Raw genomic sequence first — 21,241 nt, forward strand, 5'->3', positions numbered from 1 at the left:
GGGTTCCGGCCGGTCCACGTCCCGGAGCCGGCCACGGAGGGTGTCCGATTGTGATCGAAATGCGACGGATGTCGGTTCGTGTCACGCTTATCGAGCCCGATTCCCCACACCCCCAACAGGAGTAACAGCATGGGCATCGAAGACCAGTTCAAGGACAAGGCGCAGCAGCTCAAGGACGAGGCCAAGCGGCGGGCCCAGCAGGGTCAGGAGCGGGGCCGGCAGCAGCAGGAGCGCGGCCGGCAGGCCCAGGAGCGCGGCCAGCAGTCCCGTGAGAGCGGCCAGCAGTCGCTGGACGACGTCGAGGACCGCTTCCAGAGCTGACGCCCGGACGCCCGGAGTGACGGGCGTCTGACGTCCTGAACGAGGGTCGTTCGTCCTATGAAGGGGCGCATCCGTAATCCGGGTGCGCCCCTTCAGCCTGTCGCCAACAGGGCTTCGGGGAAGGCGTGTTGGGTCGTCCGGCCGGTCAGCCGGCAGCGCGCGGCGGGAGCGGGGGCCGCCGGCGGTCCGGGACGTCCGAGAGGTCCGGCGGGGTCGCCGAGGGGTGGCGCTCCAGCAGCTCCAGCGCGGTGCGCACCGCGACACCGAGCTGCGGATGCCGGCCCTCCGCCCAGTGCAGCGGCGAGCGCAGCGCCTCGATGTCCACCTCGACGCCGTGGTTCTCCACGCCCCAGCCGTAGAGGCGGAACCACGCGGCGTTCATCGGCACGGTGATCTCGGTGCCGTCCGCGAGCCGGTGCCGGCCGGTCATGCCGACCACCCCGCCCCAGGTCCGGGTCCCCACCACCGGCCCGATGCCCTGGAGTTTGAACGCCGCGGTGATCATGTCGCCGTCGGACGAGGTCATCTCGTCGGCGACCGCGACCACCGGACCGCGCGGCGCGTTGCTGGTGTACGACACCGGCTCGGCGTCCCGCGTCAGGTCCCAGCCCATGATGGCCCGGGTCAGCTTCTCGATGACCAGCTCGGAGATGTTGCCGCCGGCGTTGCCGCGGACGTCCACGATCAGCGCGGGCATCGCGACCTCCCGCCGCAGGTCCCGGTTGAACTGCGCCCAGCCGGAGCCGCCCATGTCCGGGATGTGCAGATAGCCGCACCGGCCGCCGCTCAACTCCCGTACCACGGCCCGGCGTTTGGCCACCCAGTCCTGGTAGCGCAGCGGGCGCTCGTCGATCAGCGGGACCACCGCGACCCGGCGGGCGTGGCCGTTGCCGTTGGTGTCCCCCTCCGGCGGCGCGAACGTCAGCTCCACAGTCGTGCCGCCGGCCGCGGCCAGCAGCGGGTACGGGCCGGTCACCGGGTCCACCGGCCGCCCGTCGACATGGGTGAGCGCGCTGCCCTCGCGGACGCCCGTACCGGCCAGCGGCGAACGGGCCTTGGAGTCGGAGGACTCGCCGGGCAGGATGCGCTTGAGCACCCAGCGGCCGTCCCGGCGCACGAAGTTGGCGCCGAGCAGGCCGATCGGGCGCTGGTAGTGCGGCGGTCCCTCGTTGCGCCGGGCGCCGGCGACATAGGCGTGCGAGGTGCCCAGCTCGCCCAGCACCTCGCGCAGCAGATCGGCGAACTCGTCGGGGCTGGCGACCCGTTCGAGCAGCGGCCGGTACTGCGCCAGCACGCCCTCCCAGTCGATGCCGCACAGCTTCGGGTCCCAGAAGTACGCCCGGACGATCCGGCCCGCCTCGTCGAACGCCTGCCGCCACTCCGCGCCGGGATCGACGTCGTGCAGGATCCGCCGCAGGTCGAGATAGACCGTGCTGTCGCTGTCCGCCGGCTCGGTCGCGGGCACCGCGCGCAGCTCGCCCTCGTCGTTGACGACCAGCCGGGTGCCGTCGCCGCTGAGCGCGAACCCGTCCAGGGAGCTGGTGAGTTCGGTGCGCCGCGCCTTGGTCAGGTCGAAGTGCTCCAGGGTGGGGCGGCCGGAGGTGTCGGCCGGATTGGCGAAGGTCTCGCCCAGCGCGCCGGAGATCGGCCAGCGCAGCCACACCAGCCCGCCGCCGGCGACCGGCCGCAGCGAGGAGTACTTGGACGCCGCGACCGGGAACGGCGTGACGCGGTTGGCCAGGCCCTCCACCTCCACCAGCACCGGGCCCTCGCCGCTCGGCGGCGGGTTCTCGTCCGGGTCCAGTCCGCCGGCCGCCGGCCGCCCCTCCGGGGACAGCGCGAACGGGGACGGCGTCGCCGACGACAGCGGGACGAGGTACGGGCGGCAGCCCAGCGGGAACGACAGATCGCCGGTGTGCACGTCGTAGACCGGGTCGAAGCCGCGCCAGGACAGGAACGCGAGATAGCGACCGTCCCGGGTGAACACCGGCTGCTCGTCCTCGAAGCGGCCGTTGGTGACGTCGACGAGGTGCCCGTCGGACAGCCGGGCCATGCTGATCTTGCGCAGCGAACGGCCGATGCCCGGGTGCGACCAGGTCAGCCAGCGGGAATCGGGGGAGAAGGCCAGATCGCGGACGGGGCCGTTGGCGGAACGGGTCAGTTCGGTGACTGTCTGGGCCGGGGTGCCGCGGTCCGGACCGACGTCCGGGCCGGCGTCGGGAACACCGCTGGGGCCACTGCCGGGGCTGCCCGCACCGCCCTCGCCCCCTTCCGGCCCTTCCGTCCCTTCCGCCTTCTCCGTCCTCTCCGTCTCCTCCGCCGCGCCGGTTTCCACCAGCAGCAGCCGCCCGTCGTGGGTGGCCACCGCCAGCCGCTCGCCGTCCGGCGCGGAGACCAGCTCGTGCACCCGGCCCAGCGCCCCGGCCGCCAGCCGGCGCGGGGTGCCCGGTCCGCTGGCCCGCGGCAGATCGGCGATCTCGACGGCGTCCTCGCTCTCGGCGTCCGTCACATACGCGATCCGGCCGGTGGCGCCCAGCATCACCGGCAGCCGGACGCGGACGCCCGGGACGTCATGGATGGTCCGGGCCGGGCCGTCGCGGTGGGTGAGCCAGTACAGGCTGCCGCGTACGCCGACCGCGCTGGCCCGGCCGGTGGCGTCCACCGCCAGACCGGTGACGTGCGAGGCAGCCGGGACCTGGTACACCCGGCGGCCGGCCCGCGGACCGCCCAGCCGCACCGCGAGCCGCCGCGGTGCCGCGTCCGGGGCCAGGTCGTCGATCAGCCACAGCTCGCCGGCGCACTGGTAGACGATCCGGGAACCGTCCGTCGAGGCGTGCCGGGCGTAGAAGTCCGCGTGGTCGCTGTGCCGGCGCAGCTCGGTGCCGTCCGGCAGGCAGGAGTAGACGTTGCCGACGCCCTCGTGGTCGGAGAGGAACGCGATCCGCCCCCCGACGATCATCACCGAGTCCAGATGCCCCTGCAGATCCGGCAGCAGCCGGGTGCCGTGCAGCCACATCCGGCCCATCGCCCCGCCCCGGTAGCGCTTCCAGGACGCCGGCTCGTGCGGCGGTTTGCCGCTGAGCAGCAGGGTGCGGCGCTCCCCGCCGAGGTCCGCCACCGCTATGTCGGAGACCGGCCCCCAGGGGAGCTGGGCGCCGGGGCTGCCGTCGGTGGCCAGGCGGTACGCCCACGAGTAGTACGAGAACGGCTGGCCGTGCGAGGACACCGCCAGGATCTGCGCCTCGCTCCCGTTCTCGGGCGGTGCCCAGCCGCAGACCCGGGCGTCGGTGCCGCCCCAGTACGTCAGCCGCCGGGCCGGGCCGCCCGCCACCGGCGCCAGGTGGATCTCCGGGTCGAGACTGCGCCAGCTGGTGAACGCGATCCGGGTGCCGTCGGGGGAGAAGCGCGGCGGGCCGACCCGGGTCCGGTCCACGGTCAGCCGCCAGGCCCGGCCCGGCTCCGCGCCGGCCGGCGCGAGCGGCGCCAGCCACAGGTCGTCCTCGGCGGCGAAGCAGAGCAGATCGCCGTGGAGGTGCGGAAACCGTAGATACGCCGTCGGCGGCGCGGCCTTCGCGGGGAACGGTGCATCGCTCACGTCCCCATGGTTTCGGCGGCTTGGGTGGGCGGCAAGTCGGCCGCTGCGCTTGGCTGGCCTCCCACGTTGTCGGGTGCCCCGCCGTGGGGGTTCTGTTTTTTCCGCCTTCGGCGGAGGGGGTTTGTGGGGTGGGGTCCCCTCGTTGTTCGTGGTGGCGGGGCCGGGGGCTCCGGGGCGGTGGGGGGAGGGACGGGGGCATGGCCGCTGAGGGCCGGGTGCCGGATGTGAGGAAGGCCACGCCCTGTGGTCCTGGCGGTGCCCCTGGTCATGAGCACGGATTCCGACGTTGCACCATTGATGGGTCATCTCACGCGACGGAAGAACGGGAAGCGAGTCAGTGGTGGACGTCCAGGGCACGGTGGAGGACGGCTACGAGCCGGTCCGGGACGCCTTCGCAGCCAACTTCGCCCGGCGCGGCGAGCGCGGCGCCGCGGTCACCGTCTACAAGGACGGCCGCAAGGTCGTGGACCTCTGGGGCGGCACCAAGGACGGCGACGCCGCACCCGACGACGCCGCGGCCGCCCCCTGGGAGCCCGGCACCGCCCAGATCGTCCGCTCCGCCACCAAGGGCATCGCCGCCACCGTCCCGCTCCTGCTGCACCAGCGTGGCCAGCTCGACCTGGACGCCCCGGTCGGCACGTACTGGCCCGAGTTCAAGGCCGCCGGCAAGGACCGCGTCCTGGTCCGCCACCTGCTCGCGCACCGCGCCGGCCTGCCGGTGCTGGACACCCCGCTCACCCCCGCCCAGGCCGTCGACGGCGTCAGCGGCCCGGCCGCGGTCGCCGCCCAGGCGCCCGCCTGGACGCCGGGCACCGACCACGGCTACCACGCCCAGACCTACAGCTGGCTGCTGGGCGAACTGGTGCTGCGGGTCACCGGCCGCACCCTCGGCGCCTGGATCGCCGAGGAGATATCCCGGCCGCTCGGCCTCGACCTGTGGATCGGCCTCCCCGACGAGGCCCGCCCCCGCGTCGGCCGCCTCGCCCCCGTCGAGGCCGCGCCCCGCCCCGCCTCCGCCGGCCTGCGGGTCCGCCCCAAGCAGTCGGTCGCCGACGCGTACGCCGACCCGTCCTCCCTCACCAGCCGCGCCTTCGCCGCGATCTCCCCGGCCCCCGACGAGAACGACGACGCCTACCGCGCCGGCGAACTCCCCGCCTCCGCCGGCATCGCCACGGCGGGCGCGCTGGCCCGCGCCTACGCCGCGCTCATCGGCCCCGTCGACGGCCACCCCCGGCTCTTCGCCCCGGCCACCCTGACCCTCGCCCGCACCGAGGAGTCCGCCGGCCCCGACCGCACCCTCCTCGTCAACACCCGCTTCGGCCTGGGCTTCATGCTCCACGGCCCGGCGTCGCCGCTCCTCGGCCCCGGCTCGTTCGGCCACCCCGGCCGTGGCGGCGCGCTCGCCTTCGCCGACCCGGAGAGCGGGGTTGCCTTCGGCTATGTCACGAACGGGATGCAGCGGAACGTGACCGCGGACCCGCGGGCGCAGGCGCTCGTCCGCGCGCTTGCCGCCGTGGGCGGCTGAGCTTCCCACGTTGTCGGGTGCCCCGCCGTGTCCGGCTGACGCCGGGGTTCTTCCCACGTTGTCGGGTGCTCCGCCGTGGGGCTGCTGTTTCCGCCTTCGGCGGAGGGGGTTTGTGGGGTGGGGTCCGCTGCTCGTTCGTGGTGGCGGGGCCGGGGGCTCCGGGGCGGTGTGTCGGACTGCTTCGCTTTACGCTCCGCTGCGCTCCGCCTTCGCTCTTTAATTTGCCCCTCCGGAAGCGAAGCCCGACACACCGCCCCTCCGCCCCCCGTCCCCTCCCGTAGCGGGTCGGCCCCACCCCGGTGGGGGGAGAGTCGAGCTCGCCGCCTGATCGGGCGGCGCGCGGGACGCCGCCGGCCCGGTGGGGTAGGACCGGTCCATGAGGCGATTCGAGGGGTACCGGGTACTGATCACGGGGGCCGGCCGGGGCATCGGGGAGGCCGCGGCTCGGCGGTTGGCCGATGAGGGGGCGCGGGTGCTGCTCACCGACCTCGACGGGGCGCGCGCCGAGCGGGCCGCCGACGCGATCCGGGCGGCCGGCGGCACCGCCGAGGCACGGGCCTGCGATGTCGGTGACCGGGCCGCGGTGGAGGCGGCGGTCGCCCACGCCGTGGAGCGCTTCGGCGGCCTGGAGACCCTTGTCAACAACGCCTTCTGCTGCCACCCCGACGCCCCGCTCTTCGAGGACACCCCCGACGGGGAATGGGCCACCGACCTCAACATCACCCTGGGCGGCGCGATGCGCTGCGCCCGGGCCGCCCTGCCGCACCTGGCCGCCGCCGGCGGGCGCGGCTCGATCGTCAACATCGGTTCGGTCAACGGCATCCAGGACTTCGGCAACCATGCCTACAGCGCCGCCAAGGCGGGCCTGGCCAGCCTGACCCGCACTATCTCCGGCCACGCCGCCCGCCGCGGCGTCCGCGTCAACCTCGTCGCCCCGGGCACCGTCCACACCCCCAACTGGGCCGGCCGCGAGCAAAAACTCCAACGTGCCGCGTCTGCCTACCCGTTGGGCCGGATCGGCCGCCCCGAGGACATCGCCGCCGCCGTCGCCTACCTCGCCTCCTCCGACGCCTCCTGGGTCACCGGCATCACCCTCCCCGTGGACGGCGGCATCCTCGTAGCCAACACCACCCTCCGCCACGCCCTGCACGATGACTGACCGAGTCGAAGCCCGGTCACGGGTCCTGAGCCCCCAGTTGGCTCTTCCTCTCCCCCCACCGGGGTGGGGCCGCCCCACGACGGGAGGGGACGGGGGCGGAGGGGCGGTGTGTCGGGCTTCGCTTCCGGAGGGGCAAATTAAAGAGCGAAGGCGGAGCGCAGCGGAGCGTAAAGCGAAGCAGTCCGACACACCGCCCCGGAGCCCCCGGCCCCGCCACCACGAAGGACGAGAGGACCCCACCCCACAAACCCCTCCGCCGAAGGCGGAAAAACAGCAGCCGCACGGCGGGGCACCCGACAACGTGGGGAAAACCCCGGCGTCAGCCGGCCAGCATCAGACCGATCCCCACCACCATCACCCCCGCCGCCGCCACCCGCGGAAACCCGAACCGTTCCTTGAAGAACAGCGCCCCTATCGCGGCCCCGACGATGATCGACGATTCGCGCAGTGCCGCGATCGGCGCCAGCGGGGCGCGGGTCTGTGCCCACAGCACCAGGCCGTAGGCGAACACCGACAGCGCCCCGCCGGCCAGCCCGCGCAGTGCGAGCGGCCGCAGTTCGGCGGCGAGCCGGCCGCGTCGGGTGGCCAGCGCGTAGGCGGGGATGGCGAGCCCTTCGAGGATCATCAGCCACGCGATGTAGCCGAGGGCGGTCCCCGAGGCGCGGACGCCGAGGCCGTCGACGGTGGTGTACGAGGCGATGGACAGGCCGGTGGCGACCGCGGCCGCCAGCGCCGGCCAGTGCGGGCGGGAGCCGGAGCCCCGGACGCCCCACAGGGCCATGCCCACCAGGCCGGCCGAGGCGAGCGTCACGCCGGCCAGCACCCAGCCGCCCGGGACCTCGTGCACGAAGACCGCGGCGAGGACGGTGACGACCAGCGGCGCGGTGCCGCGGGCGATCGGATACATCTGCCCGAAGTCGCCCAGTCGGAAGGACTGCATCAGAAGTGCCTGGTAGATGACGTGCAGTACGGCGGAGAGCAGGAGGTACGGCCAGGCGCCGGCCGCCGGCAGCGGGGTGAAGCCGGCCAGGGCGGCTCCGCATATCGCGCCGCCCCCGCCGACGAGGGTGAAGGCCAGCAGCTGGTCGCGTATGCCGTGGGCGAGGGCGTTCCAGCTGGCGTGGGTGACCGCGGCCAGCAGGACGGCCGCGACGACCAGCGGCGTCACGAGGTCTGCTCGCGGACGTCCACCAGCCGGGCCCCGGCGTGGGCGATCAGGGACCGCGGGTCCAGGGGGAAGACGGTGTGCGGGGTGCCCGCGGCGGCCCAGACGGTGGGGTGGGCGAGGATGCCGCGGTCGGCGAGGACGGGGGTGCGGGTGCGGTGGCCGAAGGGCGGGACGCCGCCGATGGCGTAGCCGGTGGTCTCCCGGACGAGGTCGGCGTCGGCCCGGCGGACCTTGGTCGCGCCCAGCTCGGCCCGGACCCGCTCCACGTCGACCCGGGAGGCGCCGTCCATCAGCACCAGCACCGGCGCCCCGTCCGCGGTGAAGATCAGCGACTTCACGATCTGGGCGAGGTCGCAGCCGATCGCGGCGGCGGCCTCCGAGGCGGTCCGGGTGGCTTCGGGGAACCGGCGCACCTCGACGCTCAGGCCGAGTCCGGCGAGGGCCTCGGCGAAGCGCGGATGGGGCCGGCAGGCGGTGGCGGTACGGGAGTTGTCGGTCGCGGAATCGCTCATGGCCCGCACGCTAGCGAAAGCTGTACGGGCCATGCGAACGACTTCCGGCCGGTGGACACCCCATGACGACGGGGTGCCCGGGGGCCGCCCGGGCGGCTACCCGGCTACTGCTCCGGCGGCTACTCGGCAGCGAGGATGGCGCGGACCAACGGCCCGGCGTTGGTGCCGCCGTGACCGCTGGCGGGGACGACCGCGGCCGCCGCCAGGTCGTTGCGGTAGGCGGCGAACCAGGCGTTGGGCTTGTCCTGGTTGTCGACCTCGGCGGAACCGGTCTTGGCGCCGATGTCCCCGCTGAGCCCCTGCATCGCCTCGGCGCCCGTGCCGGACGTCGCGGTCAGCTTCATCAGCGCCTTGAGGTTGGCGGCGGTGTCCGGCTTCATGGCGCCGGCGGCCTTGGCGAACGTCCGGTTGTCCAGCGACGCGGCGACGATGTACGGCTGGCGGAAGGAGCCGGACTGGGCGGTGGCGGCGATCGAGGCGACGTTCAGCGGGTTCATCCGGACCCCGCCCTGGCCGATCAGCGAGGCCGCCATCTGCGCGTCGTGCTGGACGGGGACGGTGCCGTCGAAGGTGGGGATGCCGGTCGCCCAGTTCAGCCCGATGCCGAAGACGTCCCGGGCCTCCTTCGTCAGGTCGTCGTCGGCGAGGTCCTTGGCGTGCCCGATGAAGGCGTTGTTGCAGGACGCCGCGAAGCTCTGCGCGAAGGTGCCGTCGGGGATCTCGGACTTGTTGAGGTTCTGGAACTTCCAGCCGCCGACAGTGACGAACTTCGGGCACGGGTTCTTCTTGTCCGGCGCCGTCAGGCCCTTGTCCATCAGCAGCGCGGAGGTGACGATCTTCATCGTCGAGCCGGGCGCCAGCGACCCCTGGGTGGCGAGGTTGAAGCCGCCCGCGGGGGAGTTGGCGAGCGCCAGGATTTCCCCGGTGCTGGGCTTGACGGCGGCCGCGGCCGCGGTCTTCTTGCCCTTGACCGCGTTCTCGGCGGCCGTCTGCAGCTTGGCGTCCAGCGTCGTGTGCAGCGTGCCGGGGGTGCCCTTGGAGAGCACCTTCAGCGTCTTGTCGGGCTGCTGCTGGTTGCTGTCGGCGGCCTTGGCGCGGTGGATGTACAGCTCCGTGCCCGGCTTGCCGTCGGTCTTGCTGCCGTACTTGCTGCGCAGGCTGTCCAGCACCCCGGAGAGCGTCGGGTGGTCCTTGGCGGTCAGCTCGACGCCGTTGCGGTCCACCGCCTTGATCGGGGGCGCCTCGGCCTCGCCGGTGCGCAGCTCGTCGCCCTTGGACAGGCCCGGGTAGAGCGCCGACGGCTGCCAGGCGACCTGAGGCTTCCCGGTGCTCTTGTCGCGCTTGAGGCTCACCGCGCCGCCGTACGAGAACGGGGTCTTCACGGACTTGTAGGCGATCTCGGTGGTGGCCGTGTACGGCACCTTGTCGCCGTCCGGGGTGCCCGGCTTCACCGTCACCTTCGTGAACTTCGCCTGCTTGGCGAAGGAGGTGAGCGCGGTGCGGGCGGCGCCCGGGTCGTCGGTCACCGCGGCGGCCGTCTCGATATCGCCGGCCTGCCACGCGGTGAGGAAGGTCTGTGCGGTGGTGTTGACTTCCTTGGCCGACAGCGGGCCGGTGGGCACCGAGGGACCGCCGTCGCCCGGTTTGGCGTCGGCCGCCCTGACGGCCTGGGGCGACGACCCGTCCGAGCCGCCGAACAGCGTGAAGCCGCCGACGACTCCGGCCACCAGGGCCGCCGAACCGCCGATCAGTCCGTATTTCACCTCGCGGCGCATGCCACCGATCCCCTCCCAGGAGCCCGAGTCCTTGAGTACGCACCCAAGAACGCCCATCGCACTCTAAGGGACACGGGCAGGCGCTGAGTCTCGATCAGGGCACGGTCCGGTGACGCGCTGTCGAAGCCTCGTGACGGTCTCGTCACATCCCCGCAGCTCCTGGCCGTACGGGGTCTAGACCCAGCTGTCGAACCACATCCGGTTCTGCCATGCGCTCCGGGGGATCGGCAGGCCGGTGTAGAGCGGATAGAAGTAGACGAAATTCCACACGATCAGCAGAACGAGGACACCCGCGCCGACCGCGCCGATGGTGCGCCGCCGCTCGTCCGCCCGCGGCGGCCCGATGATCGCGCCGATCATCATCGCCAGCGCCAGGCACAGGAACGGCACGAAGACCACCGCGTAGAAGAGGAAGATGGTCCGCTCCTGGTAGAGGAACCACGGCAGGTAGCCGGCCGCGACGCCGCAGGCGATCGCCCCGGCCCGCCAGTCCCGCCGGAACAGCCACCGCCACAGCACGTACAGCAGCGCGAAGCAGGCCGCCCACCACAGCAGCGGGGTGCCCAGTGCCAGTACCTCGCGGGCGCAGCCCTCGGCGGCGGTGCAGCCGTCGTGCCCGGCCTTGGGGTCCTCGTAGAAGTACGAGACCGGGCGGCCCAGCACCAGCCAGCTCCACGGGTTGGACTGGTAGGTGTGCGGCGTGGTCAGGCCGGTGTGGAAGGCGTAGACCTCGGTCTGGTAGTGCCACAGGCTGCGCAGCCACTCGGGCAGCCAGGTGAGGTCGAAGCGCGGCAGATGGACGTCGCCCGCGAAGGGCAGCGAGAAGGAGATGTCCGGCGAAAGGCCCTTCCGGCCCACCGCCCAGTCCCGGTAGTACCCCCCCTTGGTGGCGATCCAGCCGCTCCACGACGCCAGGTACGTGCCGAGCGCGACGACGACGGTGGAGCCGAACGCGGGCAGCGCGTCGCGCCACAGCACCGACCGGAACGGGTGCCGGGCGCCGGCCGTGCGCCGCGCCCCCATGTCCCACAGCACCGACATCAGCGCGAACGCCGCCAGGAAGTACAGGCCGTTCCACTTCGTCGCCGCCGACAGGCCCAGGCACAGCCCGGCCGCCAGCCGCCACGGCCGCCAGCCCAGCCGCAGCCGGTCGCCGACCTCCCCGTCCGGCCGGACGAGCCCCTCGGGTCCCGTGGGCAGCGCCGCCGCCAGCCGGGCCCGGGTGCGGTCCCGGTCCACCAGCAGGCAGCCGAAGCCGGCCAGCACCCAGAACATCACGATCAGGTCGAGCAGCGCGGTGCGGCTCATCACGAAGTGCAGCCCGTCCACCGCCAGCAGCACGCCGGCCAGGCAGCCCAGCGCCGTCGACCGCAGCAGCCGCCGCCCGATCCGGCAGACCAGCAGCACCGACAGGGTGCCCAGCAGCGCGGTCATGAACCGCCAGCCGAAGGGGTTCATCCCGAACGCCCACTCGCCCAGCGCGATCAGCCACTTGCCCATCGGCGGATGGACGACGTACGAGTGCTCGGGGGAGAGCAGGATCTGCGGGGGGTGGGCCAGCAGCGCGTCGTTGGCGTTCTTCGCCCAGGTGCCCTCGTAGCCGTACTGGAGCAGCGACCAGGCGTCCTTGGGGTAGTACGTCTCGTCGAATATGACCTTGCGCGGGCTGCCGAGGTTCCAGAACGTCAGCACGCCCGCGCACAGCGTCACCAGCAGCGGGCCGAGCCAGCCCGACCAGCGGGCCAGCCGCCGCGCCAGGTGCGGGCCGGCGCCGAGCAGCGCCCACACCCGCCCGTCCGGCTCGGGGAACGGCGCCACCAGCCGCGTCCGGACGTCGGCCGTGGGCCGCCCGGCGTACCCGAAGCGGCGCAGCCGCCGCTGCCACACGGGGGGCCGGTCGGTCGGCTCCGGGGTGCGCGGGGCGGCCGCGTGCGTCGCGGTGGTGTCACTCGTCACCCGGCCCATCGTAGGGAAGCGGTCTGTGCGGCGGCGGTCCGCGCCGCCGGGCGGCGCCGCGCGTCACCGGCACGGGCCCGGCCGGGCCGCGGCGCGGGGCTGGGAGGATGGGAGGGTGACTGGAACGCTGGTACTTGCAGGGACGCCCATCGGCGAGATCGCGGACGCCCCGCCGCGGCTCGCCGCCGAACTGGCCGCCGCGGACGTGATCGCCGCCGAGGACACCCGGCGGCTGCGCCGGCTCACCCAGGCGCTGGAGGTGACGCCGGCCGGCCGCATCGTGTCGTACTTCGAGGGCAACGAGGCGGCCCGGACGCCGGAGTTGGCGGAGGCGCTGGCCGGCGGGGCGCGGGTGCTGCTGGTCACCGACGCCGGCATGCCGTCGGTCTCGGACCCCGGCTACCGGCTGGTCGCGGCGGCCGTCGAGCGCGGCATCAAGGTCACCGCCGTCCCCGGCCCGAGCGCGGTGCTCACCGCGCTCGCGGTCTCCGGCCTGCCGGTGGACCGTTTCTGCTTCGAGGGCTTCCTGCCCCGCAAGGCGGGCGAGCGGCTTTCTCGCCTTCGCGAGGTCGAGGGCGAGCGCCGCACCCTGGTCTACTTCGAGGCGCCGCACCGCCTGGACGACACCCTCGCCGCGATGAGCGAGGTCTTCGGCGCGGACCGCCGCGCCGCGGTCTGCCGGGAGCTGACCAAGACCTACGAGGAGGTCCGGCGCGGCGGTCTGGGCGAGCTGGCGGCGTGGGCCGCCGAGGGCGTCCGCGGGGAGATCACGATCGTGGTCGAGGGGGCCCCGGAGAGCGGTCCGGCGGAGCTGGACGCCGGCGAGCTGGTGCGCCGGGTGCGGATCCGCGAGGAGGCCGGGGAGCGCCGCAAGGAGGCGATCGCGGCGGTGGCGGCGGACGCCGGGCTGCCCAAGCGGGAGGTCTTCGACGCGGTCGTGGCGGCCAAGAACGCCGAACCGACTGCCGCACGGGAGGCGAACTCCGGACGGGCGGCCGGACGGGGCGCGGCCGGCCCGCGCTGACGGCCCGCCCCGCCCGCCCCGCTGAGCGTGGGCGCGCTCGGTAGAGCGTAAAAGCCCAGGCCACGGGCCTGAACCGACCCACAGGGAGGTAAATGGCGGGCATCGAAGGTAAAGCGATCGACCGCCTTCTGATGCGTTTTTCCTACGACCTGCCAAATCTGGGCCAACAGGTAGCAGCTCGGCTGCGCTCCGGCCGCGAAAGGCGTTCCCTGGGTACCGGGACGTCCGGTCCCAGGAGAGCTTGTCCAGCGGACAAGAGGAGCGCACATGAGCGACATCACGAAGACCACCGCCGGCATCACCGGTGCGGCGCCCGCCAGTCCCGTTCCGCCCCGCCCCCGACCGTCCGAGCCGGCGGCCCGCGAGGCGTACGCCTTCTGCTGCATGAGTTGCGGCCACGGCTGGGAGCAGGCGTACGAGATCGAGCACCAGGCCGATGCCAAGGGCGTCACGCACGCCGTCTACTACGCGGACGGCGAGCGTGTACCGTCCCCGCTGACCCATCCCACGTGCCGCAGCTGCGGCGGCAACGTCGTCCGCATCATGCGCTCCGGACAGGTCTCGATGGTCTCCGACGCGATCGCGAACATGCACCAGCCGCACCACCGCAGGAACTCCCGCCACGGGGACGGCGGCAGCACCGCCGAACCGCGGCGGCACCACTGGCACCTCTCCGACCTGCTGCACCCCTTCCAGCACCACCGCAAGTGAGGCGCCGGCCGCGGTCCTCGTAGGATCGCGGCCATGGCCAAGCAGGACAAGGACACCCCGCCGCCGCTGCCCGAACCGCTCCGGGTACCGGTCGCGGACTCGCACACCCACCTGGACATGCAGGGCACCACCGTCGAAGAGGCCCTGGCCACGGCCGCCTCGGTCGGCGTCACCACCCTCGTCCAGGTGGGCTGCGACCTCAACGGCTCCCGCTGGGCCGCGGACACCGCCGCCGCCCACGACGCCGTGCACGCCACCGTCGCCCTCCACCCCAACGAGGCGCCGCGGATCGTCCTGGGCGACCCCGACGGATGGTCCCGGCAGGGTGCCCGGGCGGCCGGCGGTGACGCCGCCCTGGACGAGGCACTCGCCGAGATCGACCGGCTCGCCGCCCGCCCCGAGGTCCGCGGCATCGGCGAGACCGGCCTCGACTACTTCCGCACCGGCCCCGACGGCATCGCCGCCCAGGAACGGTCCTTCCGCGCCCACATCGAGATCGCCAAACGGCACGGCAAGGCCCTGGTCATCCACGACCGCGAGGCCCACGACGACGTGCTGCGCGTCCTGCGCGAGGAGGGCGCACCCGACCGCGTCGTCTTCCACTGCTACTCCGGCGACGCCGCGATGGCCGAGATCTGCGCCGCCGCCGGCTACTTCATGTCCTTCGCCGGCAACATCACCTTCAAGAACGCCCAGCCGCTGCGCGACGCCCTCGCCGTCGCCCCGCCCGAACTCCTCCTCGTCGAGACCGACGCCCCCTTCCTCACCCCCGCGCCGTACCGCGGACGGGCCAACGCCCCCTACCTCATCCCGCTCACCCTGCGTGCCATGGCCGCGGTCAAGGACATGACCGAAGACGCCCTGGCCTCGGCCGTCGCCGCCAACACCGCCCGCGCGTTCGACTACTGACGGTCACCCGGCCCCGCCTGGCGTACCCGCCCCGCCGCAAGGCGAGTTGGGTCCGCCGCCCACCCTCCGCTACATTCCGCGGTTGACCGGTTACCGGACGACACCCGTGGCAGGTGCAGTGTGAGTCCTCCACCCAGTGGCCACCGAGCGGGCCGCGGCCGCGGCCGCCGCCGGCGCGCCCCCGAGAATCCCGCACAGCTGCGCCGGCTGCTGCCCCGCGCCCTGGTCGTCGCCTTCCTCGCCGGCGGCACCACCGCCTTCGTCGCGCACGACAAGGCCGTCAAGCTCAGCGTCGACGGCGACCCCCGCACGCTGCACACCTTCGCCGACGACGTCCACGGACTGCTGGCCGACCAGGACCTCGCCGTCGGCGACCACGACATCGTCGCCCCCGCCCCCGGCACCGGCCTCACCAGCGGCGACGAGGTCGTGGTCCGGCACGGCCGGCCGGTCATGCTCACCCTGGACGGGCAGCGCCGCCAGGTGTGGACCACCGCCGACACCGTCGCCGGGGCCCTGCACCAGCTCGGCGTCCGCGCCGAGGGCGCCTACCTCTCCACCGCCCGCTCCCAGCACATCGGCCGGCACGGCCTGGAGCTGGCGGTCCGCACCGAACGCGCGCTGGTCTTCGTCGCCGACGGCCGCGAGTACCACATCCGCACCAACGCCGCCACGGTCCGCGAGGCCCTCGCCGAGGCCGGCCTGGCGCTGCGCGACCACGACACCACCTCGGTGCCGCCGGACAGCTTCCCCCGCGAGGGCCAGACCGTCTCCGTACTGCGGATCAGCGGCACCACCGAGGTCCGCGAGGAGACCGTCCCGTTCCGCACCGTCAAGCGGCCCGACCCGCAGCTGACGGTGGGCACCGAGGCCGTCGTCCGGCCCGGCGTCCCCGGACTGCGGCGCGTCACCTACCGCCTGGAGACCGTCAACGGCGTCCGCCGCAAACCACGGAAGATCGCCGTCGAGACGGTCCGCCGCCCCCGCCCGCAGATCGTCCACGTCGGCACCCGCGCCCTGCCCACCTCTGTCCGCGGCGCCGACCAGCTCGCCTGGGAGGCGCTCGCCCGGTGCGAGGCCGGCGGCCGGCCGGACGCCGTCGACGCCTCCGGCACCTACGGCGGGCTCTACCAGTTCGACGTCGGCACCTGGCAGCGCCTCGGCGGCACCGGCCGCCCCCAGGACGCCCCCGCCGACGAGCAGACCTACCGGGCCAAGAAGCTCTACCTCACCCGGGGCGCGAGCCCCTGGCCCGTCTGCGGCCGTAAGCTTCACGGGTGACCGACCGCAAGACCACTGACGAAACCGGCCCCCTGCTGGGCCCCGCCGACGTCCGCGAACTGGCCGCCGCGCTGGGCGTACGCCCCACCAAGCAGCGCGGCCAGAACTTCGTCATCGACGCCAACACCGTCCGCCGGATCGTCCGGACCGCCGAGGTCCGCCCCGACGACGTGGTCGTCGAGGTCGGCCCCGGACTGGGCTCGCTGACCCTGGCCCTGCTGGAGGTCGCCGACCGCGTCACAGCCGTGGAGATCGACGACGTGCTCGCCGCGGCGCTGCCCGCCACCGTCGCCGCCCGCCTCCCCGAACGCGCCGACCGCTTCGCGCTCGTCCACCGCGACGCCCTGCACGTCACCGAGCTGCCCGGCCCGGCCCCCACCGCCCTGGTCGCCAACCTCCCGTACAACGTCGCCGTCCCCGTCCTCCTCCACATGCTGGAGCGGTTCCCGACCATCGAGCGGACCCTGGTCATGGTCCAGGCCGAGGTCGCCGACCGGCTCGCCGCCGGCCCCGGCAACAAGGTCTACGGCGTCCCCTCCGTCAAGGCCAACTGGTACGCCGAGGTCAAGCGGGCCGGCGCCATCGGCCGCAACGTCTTCTGGCCCGCCCCCAACGTCGAGTCCGGCCTGGTCTCCCTCGTCCGCCGCGCCGAACCGCTCCCCTCCCGCGCCTCCCGCGAAGAGGTCTTCGCCGTCGTCGACGCGGCCTTCGCCCAGCGCCGCAAGACCCTGCGGGCCGCACTCGCCGGCTGGGCGGGCTCGGCCGCCGCGGCCGAGGCGGCCCTGGTCGCGGCCGGCGTCTCCCCCCAGGCCCGTGGCGAGTCGCTGACCATCGAGTCCTTCATCGCCATCGCCGAGAACAAGGCCGCGGCCGCGGACCAGGAGGCATCCCGATGACCCGCACCGCACCTGGCGCCCCCCGCGTCACCGTCCGCGTCCCCGCCAAGGTCAACGTCCAGCTCGCCGTCGGCGGCCGCCGCCCCGACGGCTTCCACGACCTGGCCAACGTCTTCCTCGCCGTCGGCCTCCACGACGAGGTGACGGCGGCCCCCGCCGACACCCTGACGCTGACCTGCACAGGCCCGGACGCCGACCAGGTCCCCCTCGACGACACCAACCTCGCCGCCCGCGCCGCCCGCGCCCTGGCCACCCACCACGGACTGGACGCCCACGTCCACCTCCACATCGCCAAGGACATCCCCGTCGCCGGCGGTATGGCCGGCGGCAGCGCCGACGCCGCCGCCGCCCTCCTCGCCTGCGCCACCCTCTGGGGAACGGACACGTCGCATGCCGAACTCCTCTCCCTCTGCGCCGAGTTGGGCAGCGACGTGCCGTTCAGCCTCGTCGGCGGCGCCGCGCTCGGCCGCGGCCGCGGCGAACTGCTGGAGCCCCTGCCCGTCGGCGGCACCTTCCACTGGGTCTTCGCCGTCGCCGACGGCGGCCTCTCCACCCCCGCCGTCTACAAGGAGTGCGACCGCCTGCGGGACGCCACCGGCCGCGGCGCCACCACCGCCGACATCCCCGACCCCGAGCCCTCCCCTGCCCTCCTGGACGCCCTGCGCACCGGCGACGCCACCGCCCTCGCCGCGTCGATGAGCAACGACCTCCAGCCCGCCGCGGTCTCCCTCCGCCCGTCACTGTCCGCCACCCTCGCCGCCGGCACGGAAGCCGGAGCCCTGGCCGCCCTGGTCTCGGGCTCCGGCCCGACGACCGCGTTCCTGGTGGCGGACGCCGAGGACGCCGAACGGGTCGCGGCAGCGCTACGCGCCTCGGGCACCTGCCGCACGGCCCGCACCACGGTCGGCCCGGAAACGGGTGCGACGGTCATCAGCAACGGCTAGCTCGGCAACGGCCGGCCCCAACGGCCCAATTCGAGAGCGAGCATGGCCCCGTCAAAGTGGATAGGATGAGCGCGGCCTCGGGGGAGCCCTTGACGCGGCGCGCGTTTCCGCCTCGCGTACCGCTTCCCCGCGGCTCAGCAAATGCGAAGTCGACATGGGGGACAGATGAAGATTCGGCGCTTCCTTGCAACAGGGGCCGCTGCGACGGCGATTGTGGCCTTCGGCAGCACGCCGGCGTTCGCCGAGGATGCCATGGCGCACACGACCGATGGTTCGACCTGGGGCGGAAAGGCCACTTGGAGGTCGTACGGGGACCGGCTTGAGGCGTGTGACAACGCGGCGGACGGCATGACCGTGCAGGCGCAGGTCCAGGACGAGGGGGGCTACGGGAAGGTCTTGTGGGTGCGGGGCGGACGAGGCAGCTGCGACCACCTCACCTGGGACCTTCCCGAGTGGACCAAGGTCCAGATCAGGGTTTGCCTGTTGGACGGCAGCCTCAAGGCCCACAACTGTTCGGGGTGGGTCAGCGGATCGTCCTGAGCGCCTGGTCGACCATAACGAGGGAAAGGCTCCGACCTTCTGGTCGGGGCCTTTCCCGCACTCCGCGTCGGCGAGTCCGCGTTCCGCCGCCGGGGCCCTGTCGCCGGCGCCAGGCCGTCCGGTGATGCATGGCACAGGACAGCGCTGTGCCCGACGCCTCTGAACGTCCACCCGACCTGACGAACAACACCGCCCTGATGACTGGAGTACGCCGACTGACGAGCCGCCGGGTGTCTGCCGAGGGGCGGTTCATGGCGGGGGAGCCTCCGCGCGGGCGGATCGGCAGTCGCGGCACAGTCCCGGTTGCGGGGCGCGGAAGGCGCGCTCGCAGCCGTCGCAGGTCTGGAGGGGGTCCGGGCGTGCGGGAGCCGGGGCGGCGGCCGGGAGGGGTGGGGGCAGCGACGCCGTGAGGCGGTGGGCGAGCAAGGCCGCCGGACTGCGGAGGCCGGGCGGCAGATCGGCCGTGAGGGTGCGGCGTACGGCGTCGGGCGGTGCGGCGCGTTCGAGCCAGGCGCTCACGGCCGGGGTCAGGCGTGCCACGTCCGCCTCGGAGAGCAGCAGGCGGGGATCATCCCGCCGCAGCTCTACGAGGATGCGGTGGGCTGTCCGCGCACCCGCGGGATCAGGGCGGCGAGGCGCGGGCAGCGGCGTGCGTTCCGGCTTCGGCCTCGGCTTCGGTGGCGGCTTCGCCTCGTGTTCCCGCTCCGGCCTCGGGGCCCGTTGGGCGGGACGGGCCACGGGGCAGGGGGCCGCGCCCGGCTGGTTGTACGAGACCGTGCGCGTTACCACCCGCCCGCTCGGCAGCCGCTCCCGCGTGCGCTTCAGGTACCCGGCCGCCTCCAACTCCCTTAGTGCGGAGGCGATACGGGCCTCGCTCTCGGGGAAACGGGCGGTCAGGCATTTGATGCCGATGCGCGCCCCGGCGGGCAGTGACTGGATGTGCAAGGCGAGCCCGATCGCGACGAGCGACAGCTCGCGGTGCTGGGCGAGGTGATTGCCGACCACCGTGAAGTGGCTGGTGTGACGGGAGTTGACGTGAATGACACCGGACGGGGGAGTCATCGCGGGAACACGGGACACGGCGGGCGAGGGCGCGCTAGGGTTCTTGAGAGCCATCGGGAAGGTTGTGTCTTCCTAGTTGGTCAGGCCCTCGTTCGGGATTGCCGTCCCGGCCGGGGGCCGAAGCATGTGTGCGGTCGTGCACTTGTCGCGGCGAGCATATGCCGCTCAACCCTCCCTAATCACAACCGAGTTGGCATATGTCACCCGTGTGGGTGGCCGGGTGGCGGGCCGGTGGGGGCTTGGGTGGCGTAAGGGTTCCGTCAGAGCCCCGTCATGATCGGCAGGGCTCGGCCGCCTCCCCCGAGAGTGCCTCGTAGCGTCTTGCCCGTTGCCCGTACTCCGAACGATTGTGCGGGCGAAGATGATGGCGTATCGATGGGGGAACGGCGCATGGCTGCGAGGCAATTCCAGGCGCATCCGGACGGGTTACGGGAACTGGCAACGGAATTTCAGTCCGCCGCCGATGAACTCGCCGGGGGCATAGAGGGATTCGTGGGAAACGTCTTCGAAATCGGGGAGGCGTTCGGGGTGATAGCCGCGTGCCAAGGGATCACCGATCAGTACGCGGAGATGGTCAACCACACTGCCGAGGGCCTCGCCGAACTCGCCCAATTACTCCGCTCCAACAGTGCGGGACTCAACCAGTCCGCCGCCAACTACGACGGTGTCGACGAGCACGCCAGCCAAACGCTGGGGGCCTGACCGGTGAGCATCAACAGCTACCTTGTCGACAAGATCGTCCCGGTCCTGGAAATGCTGGAAATCCCCTGGCCGGGCGGCGACCCGACGACCCTGCGGGAAATCGCCCACCGCTGGGGGAGTTTCGGGCAGGACCTCCAGGAAACCGCCGAGCGCCTGAACAAGCGGGTGGACGCCACGGTGGGCGTCACCTGGCACGGCGACGCGGCCGACGGCTTCAAGAAACACTGGAAGCAGCAGCACGAATCCTTCCAGGCCACCGCGAAGAACTTCGCCGCCGTACAGAAGCAGCTCGATGACTATGCGGACGAGGCCGAGGCGATCGTCAAGGAGATCGTCGAGATCGCCCTGGAGATCGCCGAGACGGAACTCGCCGGTGTCCTGCTGACGGCGGTTACGGCGGGTATCTCGGATGTGGTGGCGAACGCGGCCGCCGGGGCCCGGGCCATGAAAATCATTGGTCTGGTGGAGCGGTTCGCGAAGCTTGCGGAGAAAGCCAGGAAATCCGTCTACGAATTCCTCAAGGGCTCCAGGACATTGACGCGTCTGGTCAAGGCGCTGTCCAAGCTGGTCCAGGACGGCCTCAAGAACACCGCGATGAACCTCGTGGGAACGGGCGTCAGCAAGGAGCTCACCGGTCAGGGCGGCCTCACCGCACAGGACTGGCAGAACGCCGCCATCGCAGGCGGTGTGGCCGCGGCGCCGGGAGCCCTTGGCAAGGGCCTGGGCTCACTGGGGCAACACGGCGCACCCAACGCCTTCGACAAGGTACTGGCCGGCGATGGCCTGGAGGGGCGCGCCAAGACGGCCCAGAGCGTCATCTCCGGTGGGTTGAACAGCGCGGCAGGCACGCTCGTGTCGGAGCAGTTCGACCCGACGGCGACGACCGTCGGCCTCGATACCGCGACCAGCCTCGTCACCGGCGCTGAGGGCGCTCGCCACGCGGGTCGGTTGAAGCAAGGAGATCTACCGGACGCAGTGTGGCCGGCCTTTCGTAACGCCCATGAGATCGGCGCGAACGGGACCATCTACACCGGTGGCGGTGTTGTCGACGACACGATCAAACATCACCACCTGCCGAACGCGGGGTCCGCGGTTACGGACCAGGACGGCGCGGTGCAACTTCCCCGTGAAGAGCACGAGGGGAACCCTTTTGGATAGCGC

Annotated in this window: 18 protein-coding genes; 12 read left to right on the forward strand and 6 right to left on the reverse strand. The window is 73.1% G+C overall.

What is annotated here, in order from left to right; genetic code table 11:
• Positions 1-129 precede the first annotated feature (129 nt).
• On the forward strand, positions 130-321 hold the full coding sequence (locus ACRAS8_RS21095) for a hypothetical protein (RefSeq protein ID WP_438487550.1): 192 nt from the start codon (positions 130-132) through the stop codon (positions 319-321).
• 145 nt (positions 322-466) lie between these two features.
• Here the strand turns inward: ACRAS8_RS21095 and ACRAS8_RS21100 are convergent, their stop codons facing one another.
• Complete coding sequence (locus ACRAS8_RS21100) at positions 467-3,916, reverse strand: S41 family peptidase (RefSeq protein ID WP_438487551.1); 3,450 nt, start codon at positions 3,914-3,916, stop codon at positions 467-469.
• Positions 3,917-4,253: 337 nt separating this feature from the next.
• Between ACRAS8_RS21100 and ACRAS8_RS21105 the strand changes: the two genes are divergently transcribed.
• Positions 4,254-5,441, forward strand: coding sequence for a serine hydrolase domain-containing protein (locus ACRAS8_RS21105; protein ID WP_438487552.1), 1,188 nt, complete (start codon positions 4,254-4,256; stop codon positions 5,439-5,441).
• 376 nt (positions 5,442-5,817) lie between these two features.
• Positions 5,818-6,600 carry an SDR family NAD(P)-dependent oxidoreductase gene (locus ACRAS8_RS21110; protein ID WP_438487553.1) on the forward strand — a complete coding sequence of 261 codons (783 nt, stop codon included), beginning with the start codon at positions 5,818-5,820 and terminating at the stop codon, positions 6,598-6,600.
• Between the two features lie 319 nt (positions 6,601-6,919).
• Here ACRAS8_RS21110 and ACRAS8_RS21115 read toward each other — a convergent pair whose 3' ends face one another.
• The 4 genes from ACRAS8_RS21115 to ACRAS8_RS21130 all read right to left on the reverse strand — a co-directional run bounded on the left by ACRAS8_RS21115 (position 6,920) and on the right by ACRAS8_RS21130 (position 12,020).
• On the reverse strand, positions 6,920-7,768 hold the full coding sequence (locus ACRAS8_RS21115; RefSeq protein WP_438487554.1) for an EamA family transporter: 849 nt from the start codon (positions 7,766-7,768) through the stop codon (positions 6,920-6,922).
• Positions 7,765-8,280 (reverse strand): YbaK/EbsC family protein, encoded by a 516-nt coding sequence (locus tag ACRAS8_RS21120; RefSeq protein WP_438487555.1) that lies wholly within the window; start codon positions 8,278-8,280, stop codon positions 7,765-7,767. Before ACRAS8_RS21120 ends, ACRAS8_RS21115 begins: the two co-directional genes overlap by 4 nt.
• Before the next feature lie 119 nt (positions 8,281-8,399).
• Positions 8,400-10,055, reverse strand: coding sequence for a penicillin-binding transpeptidase domain-containing protein (locus tag ACRAS8_RS21125; RefSeq protein ID WP_438487556.1), 1,656 nt, complete (start codon positions 10,053-10,055; stop codon positions 8,400-8,402).
• 174 nt (positions 10,056-10,229) lie between these two features.
• Positions 10,230-12,020, reverse strand: a complete 1,791-nt coding sequence (locus ACRAS8_RS21130; RefSeq protein ID WP_438487557.1) for a dolichyl-phosphate-mannose--protein mannosyltransferase — start codon at positions 12,018-12,020, stop codon at positions 10,230-10,232.
• Positions 12,021-12,126: 106 nt separating this feature from the next.
• On the opposite strand from ACRAS8_RS21130, the gene rsmI reads away from it, so the two are divergent.
• The 7 genes from rsmI to ACRAS8_RS21165 all read left to right on the forward strand — a co-directional run bounded on the left by rsmI (position 12,127) and on the right by ACRAS8_RS21165 (position 18,316).
• Positions 12,127-13,035, forward strand: a complete 909-nt coding sequence (gene rsmI / locus ACRAS8_RS21135) for a 16S rRNA (cytidine(1402)-2'-O)-methyltransferase (RefSeq protein WP_438487558.1) — start codon at positions 12,127-12,129, stop codon at positions 13,033-13,035.
• Positions 13,036-13,302: 267 nt separating this feature from the next.
• Entirely contained in the window at positions 13,303-13,746 is a 444-nt protein-coding gene (locus ACRAS8_RS21140; protein ID WP_438487559.1) for a hypothetical protein, read from the forward strand.
• Between the two features lie 33 nt (positions 13,747-13,779).
• Positions 13,780-14,655, forward strand: coding sequence for a TatD family hydrolase (locus ACRAS8_RS21145; RefSeq protein ID WP_438487560.1), 876 nt, complete (start codon positions 13,780-13,782; stop codon positions 14,653-14,655).
• 120 nt (positions 14,656-14,775) lie between these two features.
• Complete coding sequence (locus tag ACRAS8_RS21150) at positions 14,776-15,936, forward strand: ubiquitin-like domain-containing protein (RefSeq protein WP_438487561.1); 1,161 nt, start codon at positions 14,776-14,778, stop codon at positions 15,934-15,936.
• The gene (gene rsmA, locus ACRAS8_RS21155) at positions 15,933-16,832 is read left to right on the forward strand and encodes a 16S rRNA (adenine(1518)-N(6)/adenine(1519)-N(6))-dimethyltransferase RsmA (protein ID WP_438487562.1); all 900 of its coding nucleotides are present in this window, start codon (positions 15,933-15,935) and stop codon (positions 16,830-16,832) included. The genes ACRAS8_RS21150 and rsmA overlap by 4 nt, the downstream gene beginning before the upstream one ends.
• Positions 16,829-17,776: a 4-(cytidine 5'-diphospho)-2-C-methyl-D-erythritol kinase gene (locus ACRAS8_RS21160; RefSeq protein WP_438487563.1), complete on the forward strand. Its 948-nt coding sequence runs from the start codon at positions 16,829-16,831 to the stop codon at positions 17,774-17,776. The genes rsmA and ACRAS8_RS21160 overlap by 4 nt, the downstream gene beginning before the upstream one ends.
• 165 nt (positions 17,777-17,941) lie before the next feature.
• Positions 17,942-18,316 carry a hypothetical protein gene (locus ACRAS8_RS21165; RefSeq protein WP_438487564.1) on the forward strand — a complete coding sequence of 125 codons (375 nt, stop codon included), beginning with the start codon at positions 17,942-17,944 and terminating at the stop codon, positions 18,314-18,316.
• Between the two features lie 249 nt (positions 18,317-18,565).
• On the opposite strand, the gene ACRAS8_RS21170 is transcribed toward ACRAS8_RS21165, so the two are convergent.
• Positions 18,566-19,432, reverse strand: coding sequence for a helix-turn-helix domain-containing protein (locus ACRAS8_RS21170; protein ID WP_438487565.1), 867 nt, complete (start codon positions 19,430-19,432; stop codon positions 18,566-18,568).
• Between the two features lie 336 nt (positions 19,433-19,768).
• On the opposite strand from ACRAS8_RS21170, the gene ACRAS8_RS21175 reads away from it, so the two are divergent.
• Positions 19,769-20,080 (forward strand): type VII secretion target, encoded by a 312-nt coding sequence (locus ACRAS8_RS21175; RefSeq protein ID WP_221905195.1) that lies wholly within the window; start codon positions 19,769-19,771, stop codon positions 20,078-20,080.
• A gap of 3 nt (positions 20,081-20,083) precedes the next feature.
• Positions 20,084-21,238 carry a WXG100 family type VII secretion target gene (locus ACRAS8_RS21180; RefSeq protein WP_438487566.1) on the forward strand — a complete coding sequence of 385 codons (1,155 nt, stop codon included), beginning with the start codon at positions 20,084-20,086 and terminating at the stop codon, positions 21,236-21,238.
• The last annotated feature ends 3 nt before the right edge of the window (positions 21,239-21,241 follow it).

The sequence above is a fragment of the Streptomyces sp. S186 genome, assembly GCF_051603415.1.
In the GTDB taxonomy this organism is placed as follows: Bacteria; Actinomycetota; Actinomycetes; order Streptomycetales; family Streptomycetaceae; genus Streptomyces.

Excerpts from the sequence above, each read along its gene's own strand:
- ACRAS8_RS21095 (WP_438487550.1), top strand. The coding sequence starts at position 130 with ATGGGCATCGAAGACCAGTTCAAGGACAAGGCGCAGCAGCTCAAGGAC.
- ACRAS8_RS21110 (WP_438487553.1), top strand. The coding sequence starts at position 5,818 with ATGAGGCGATTCGAGGGGTACCGGGTACTGATCACGGGGGCCGGCCGG.
- ACRAS8_RS21120 (WP_438487555.1), bottom strand. The coding sequence starts at position 8,280 with ATGAGCGATTCCGCGACCGACAACTCCCGTACCGCCACCGCCTGCCGG.
- ACRAS8_RS21125 (WP_438487556.1), bottom strand. The coding sequence starts at position 10,055 with ATGCGCCGCGAGGTGAAATACGGACTGATCGGCGGTTCGGCGGCCCTG.
- ACRAS8_RS21130 (WP_438487557.1), bottom strand. The coding sequence starts at position 12,020 with ATGGGCCGGGTGACGAGTGACACCACCGCGACGCACGCGGCCGCCCCG.
- ACRAS8_RS21140 (WP_438487559.1), top strand. The coding sequence starts at position 13,303 with ATGAGCGACATCACGAAGACCACCGCCGGCATCACCGGTGCGGCGCCC.
- ACRAS8_RS21145 (WP_438487560.1), top strand. The coding sequence starts at position 13,780 with ATGGCCAAGCAGGACAAGGACACCCCGCCGCCGCTGCCCGAACCGCTC.
- ACRAS8_RS21160 (WP_438487563.1), top strand. The coding sequence starts at position 16,829 with ATGACCCGCACCGCACCTGGCGCCCCCCGCGTCACCGTCCGCGTCCCC.
- ACRAS8_RS21165 (WP_438487564.1), top strand. The coding sequence starts at position 17,942 with ATGAAGATTCGGCGCTTCCTTGCAACAGGGGCCGCTGCGACGGCGATT.
- ACRAS8_RS21170 (WP_438487565.1), bottom strand. The coding sequence starts at position 19,432 with ATGGCTCTCAAGAACCCTAGCGCGCCCTCGCCCGCCGTGTCCCGTGTT.
- ACRAS8_RS21175 (WP_221905195.1), top strand. The coding sequence starts at position 19,769 with ATGGCTGCGAGGCAATTCCAGGCGCATCCGGACGGGTTACGGGAACTG.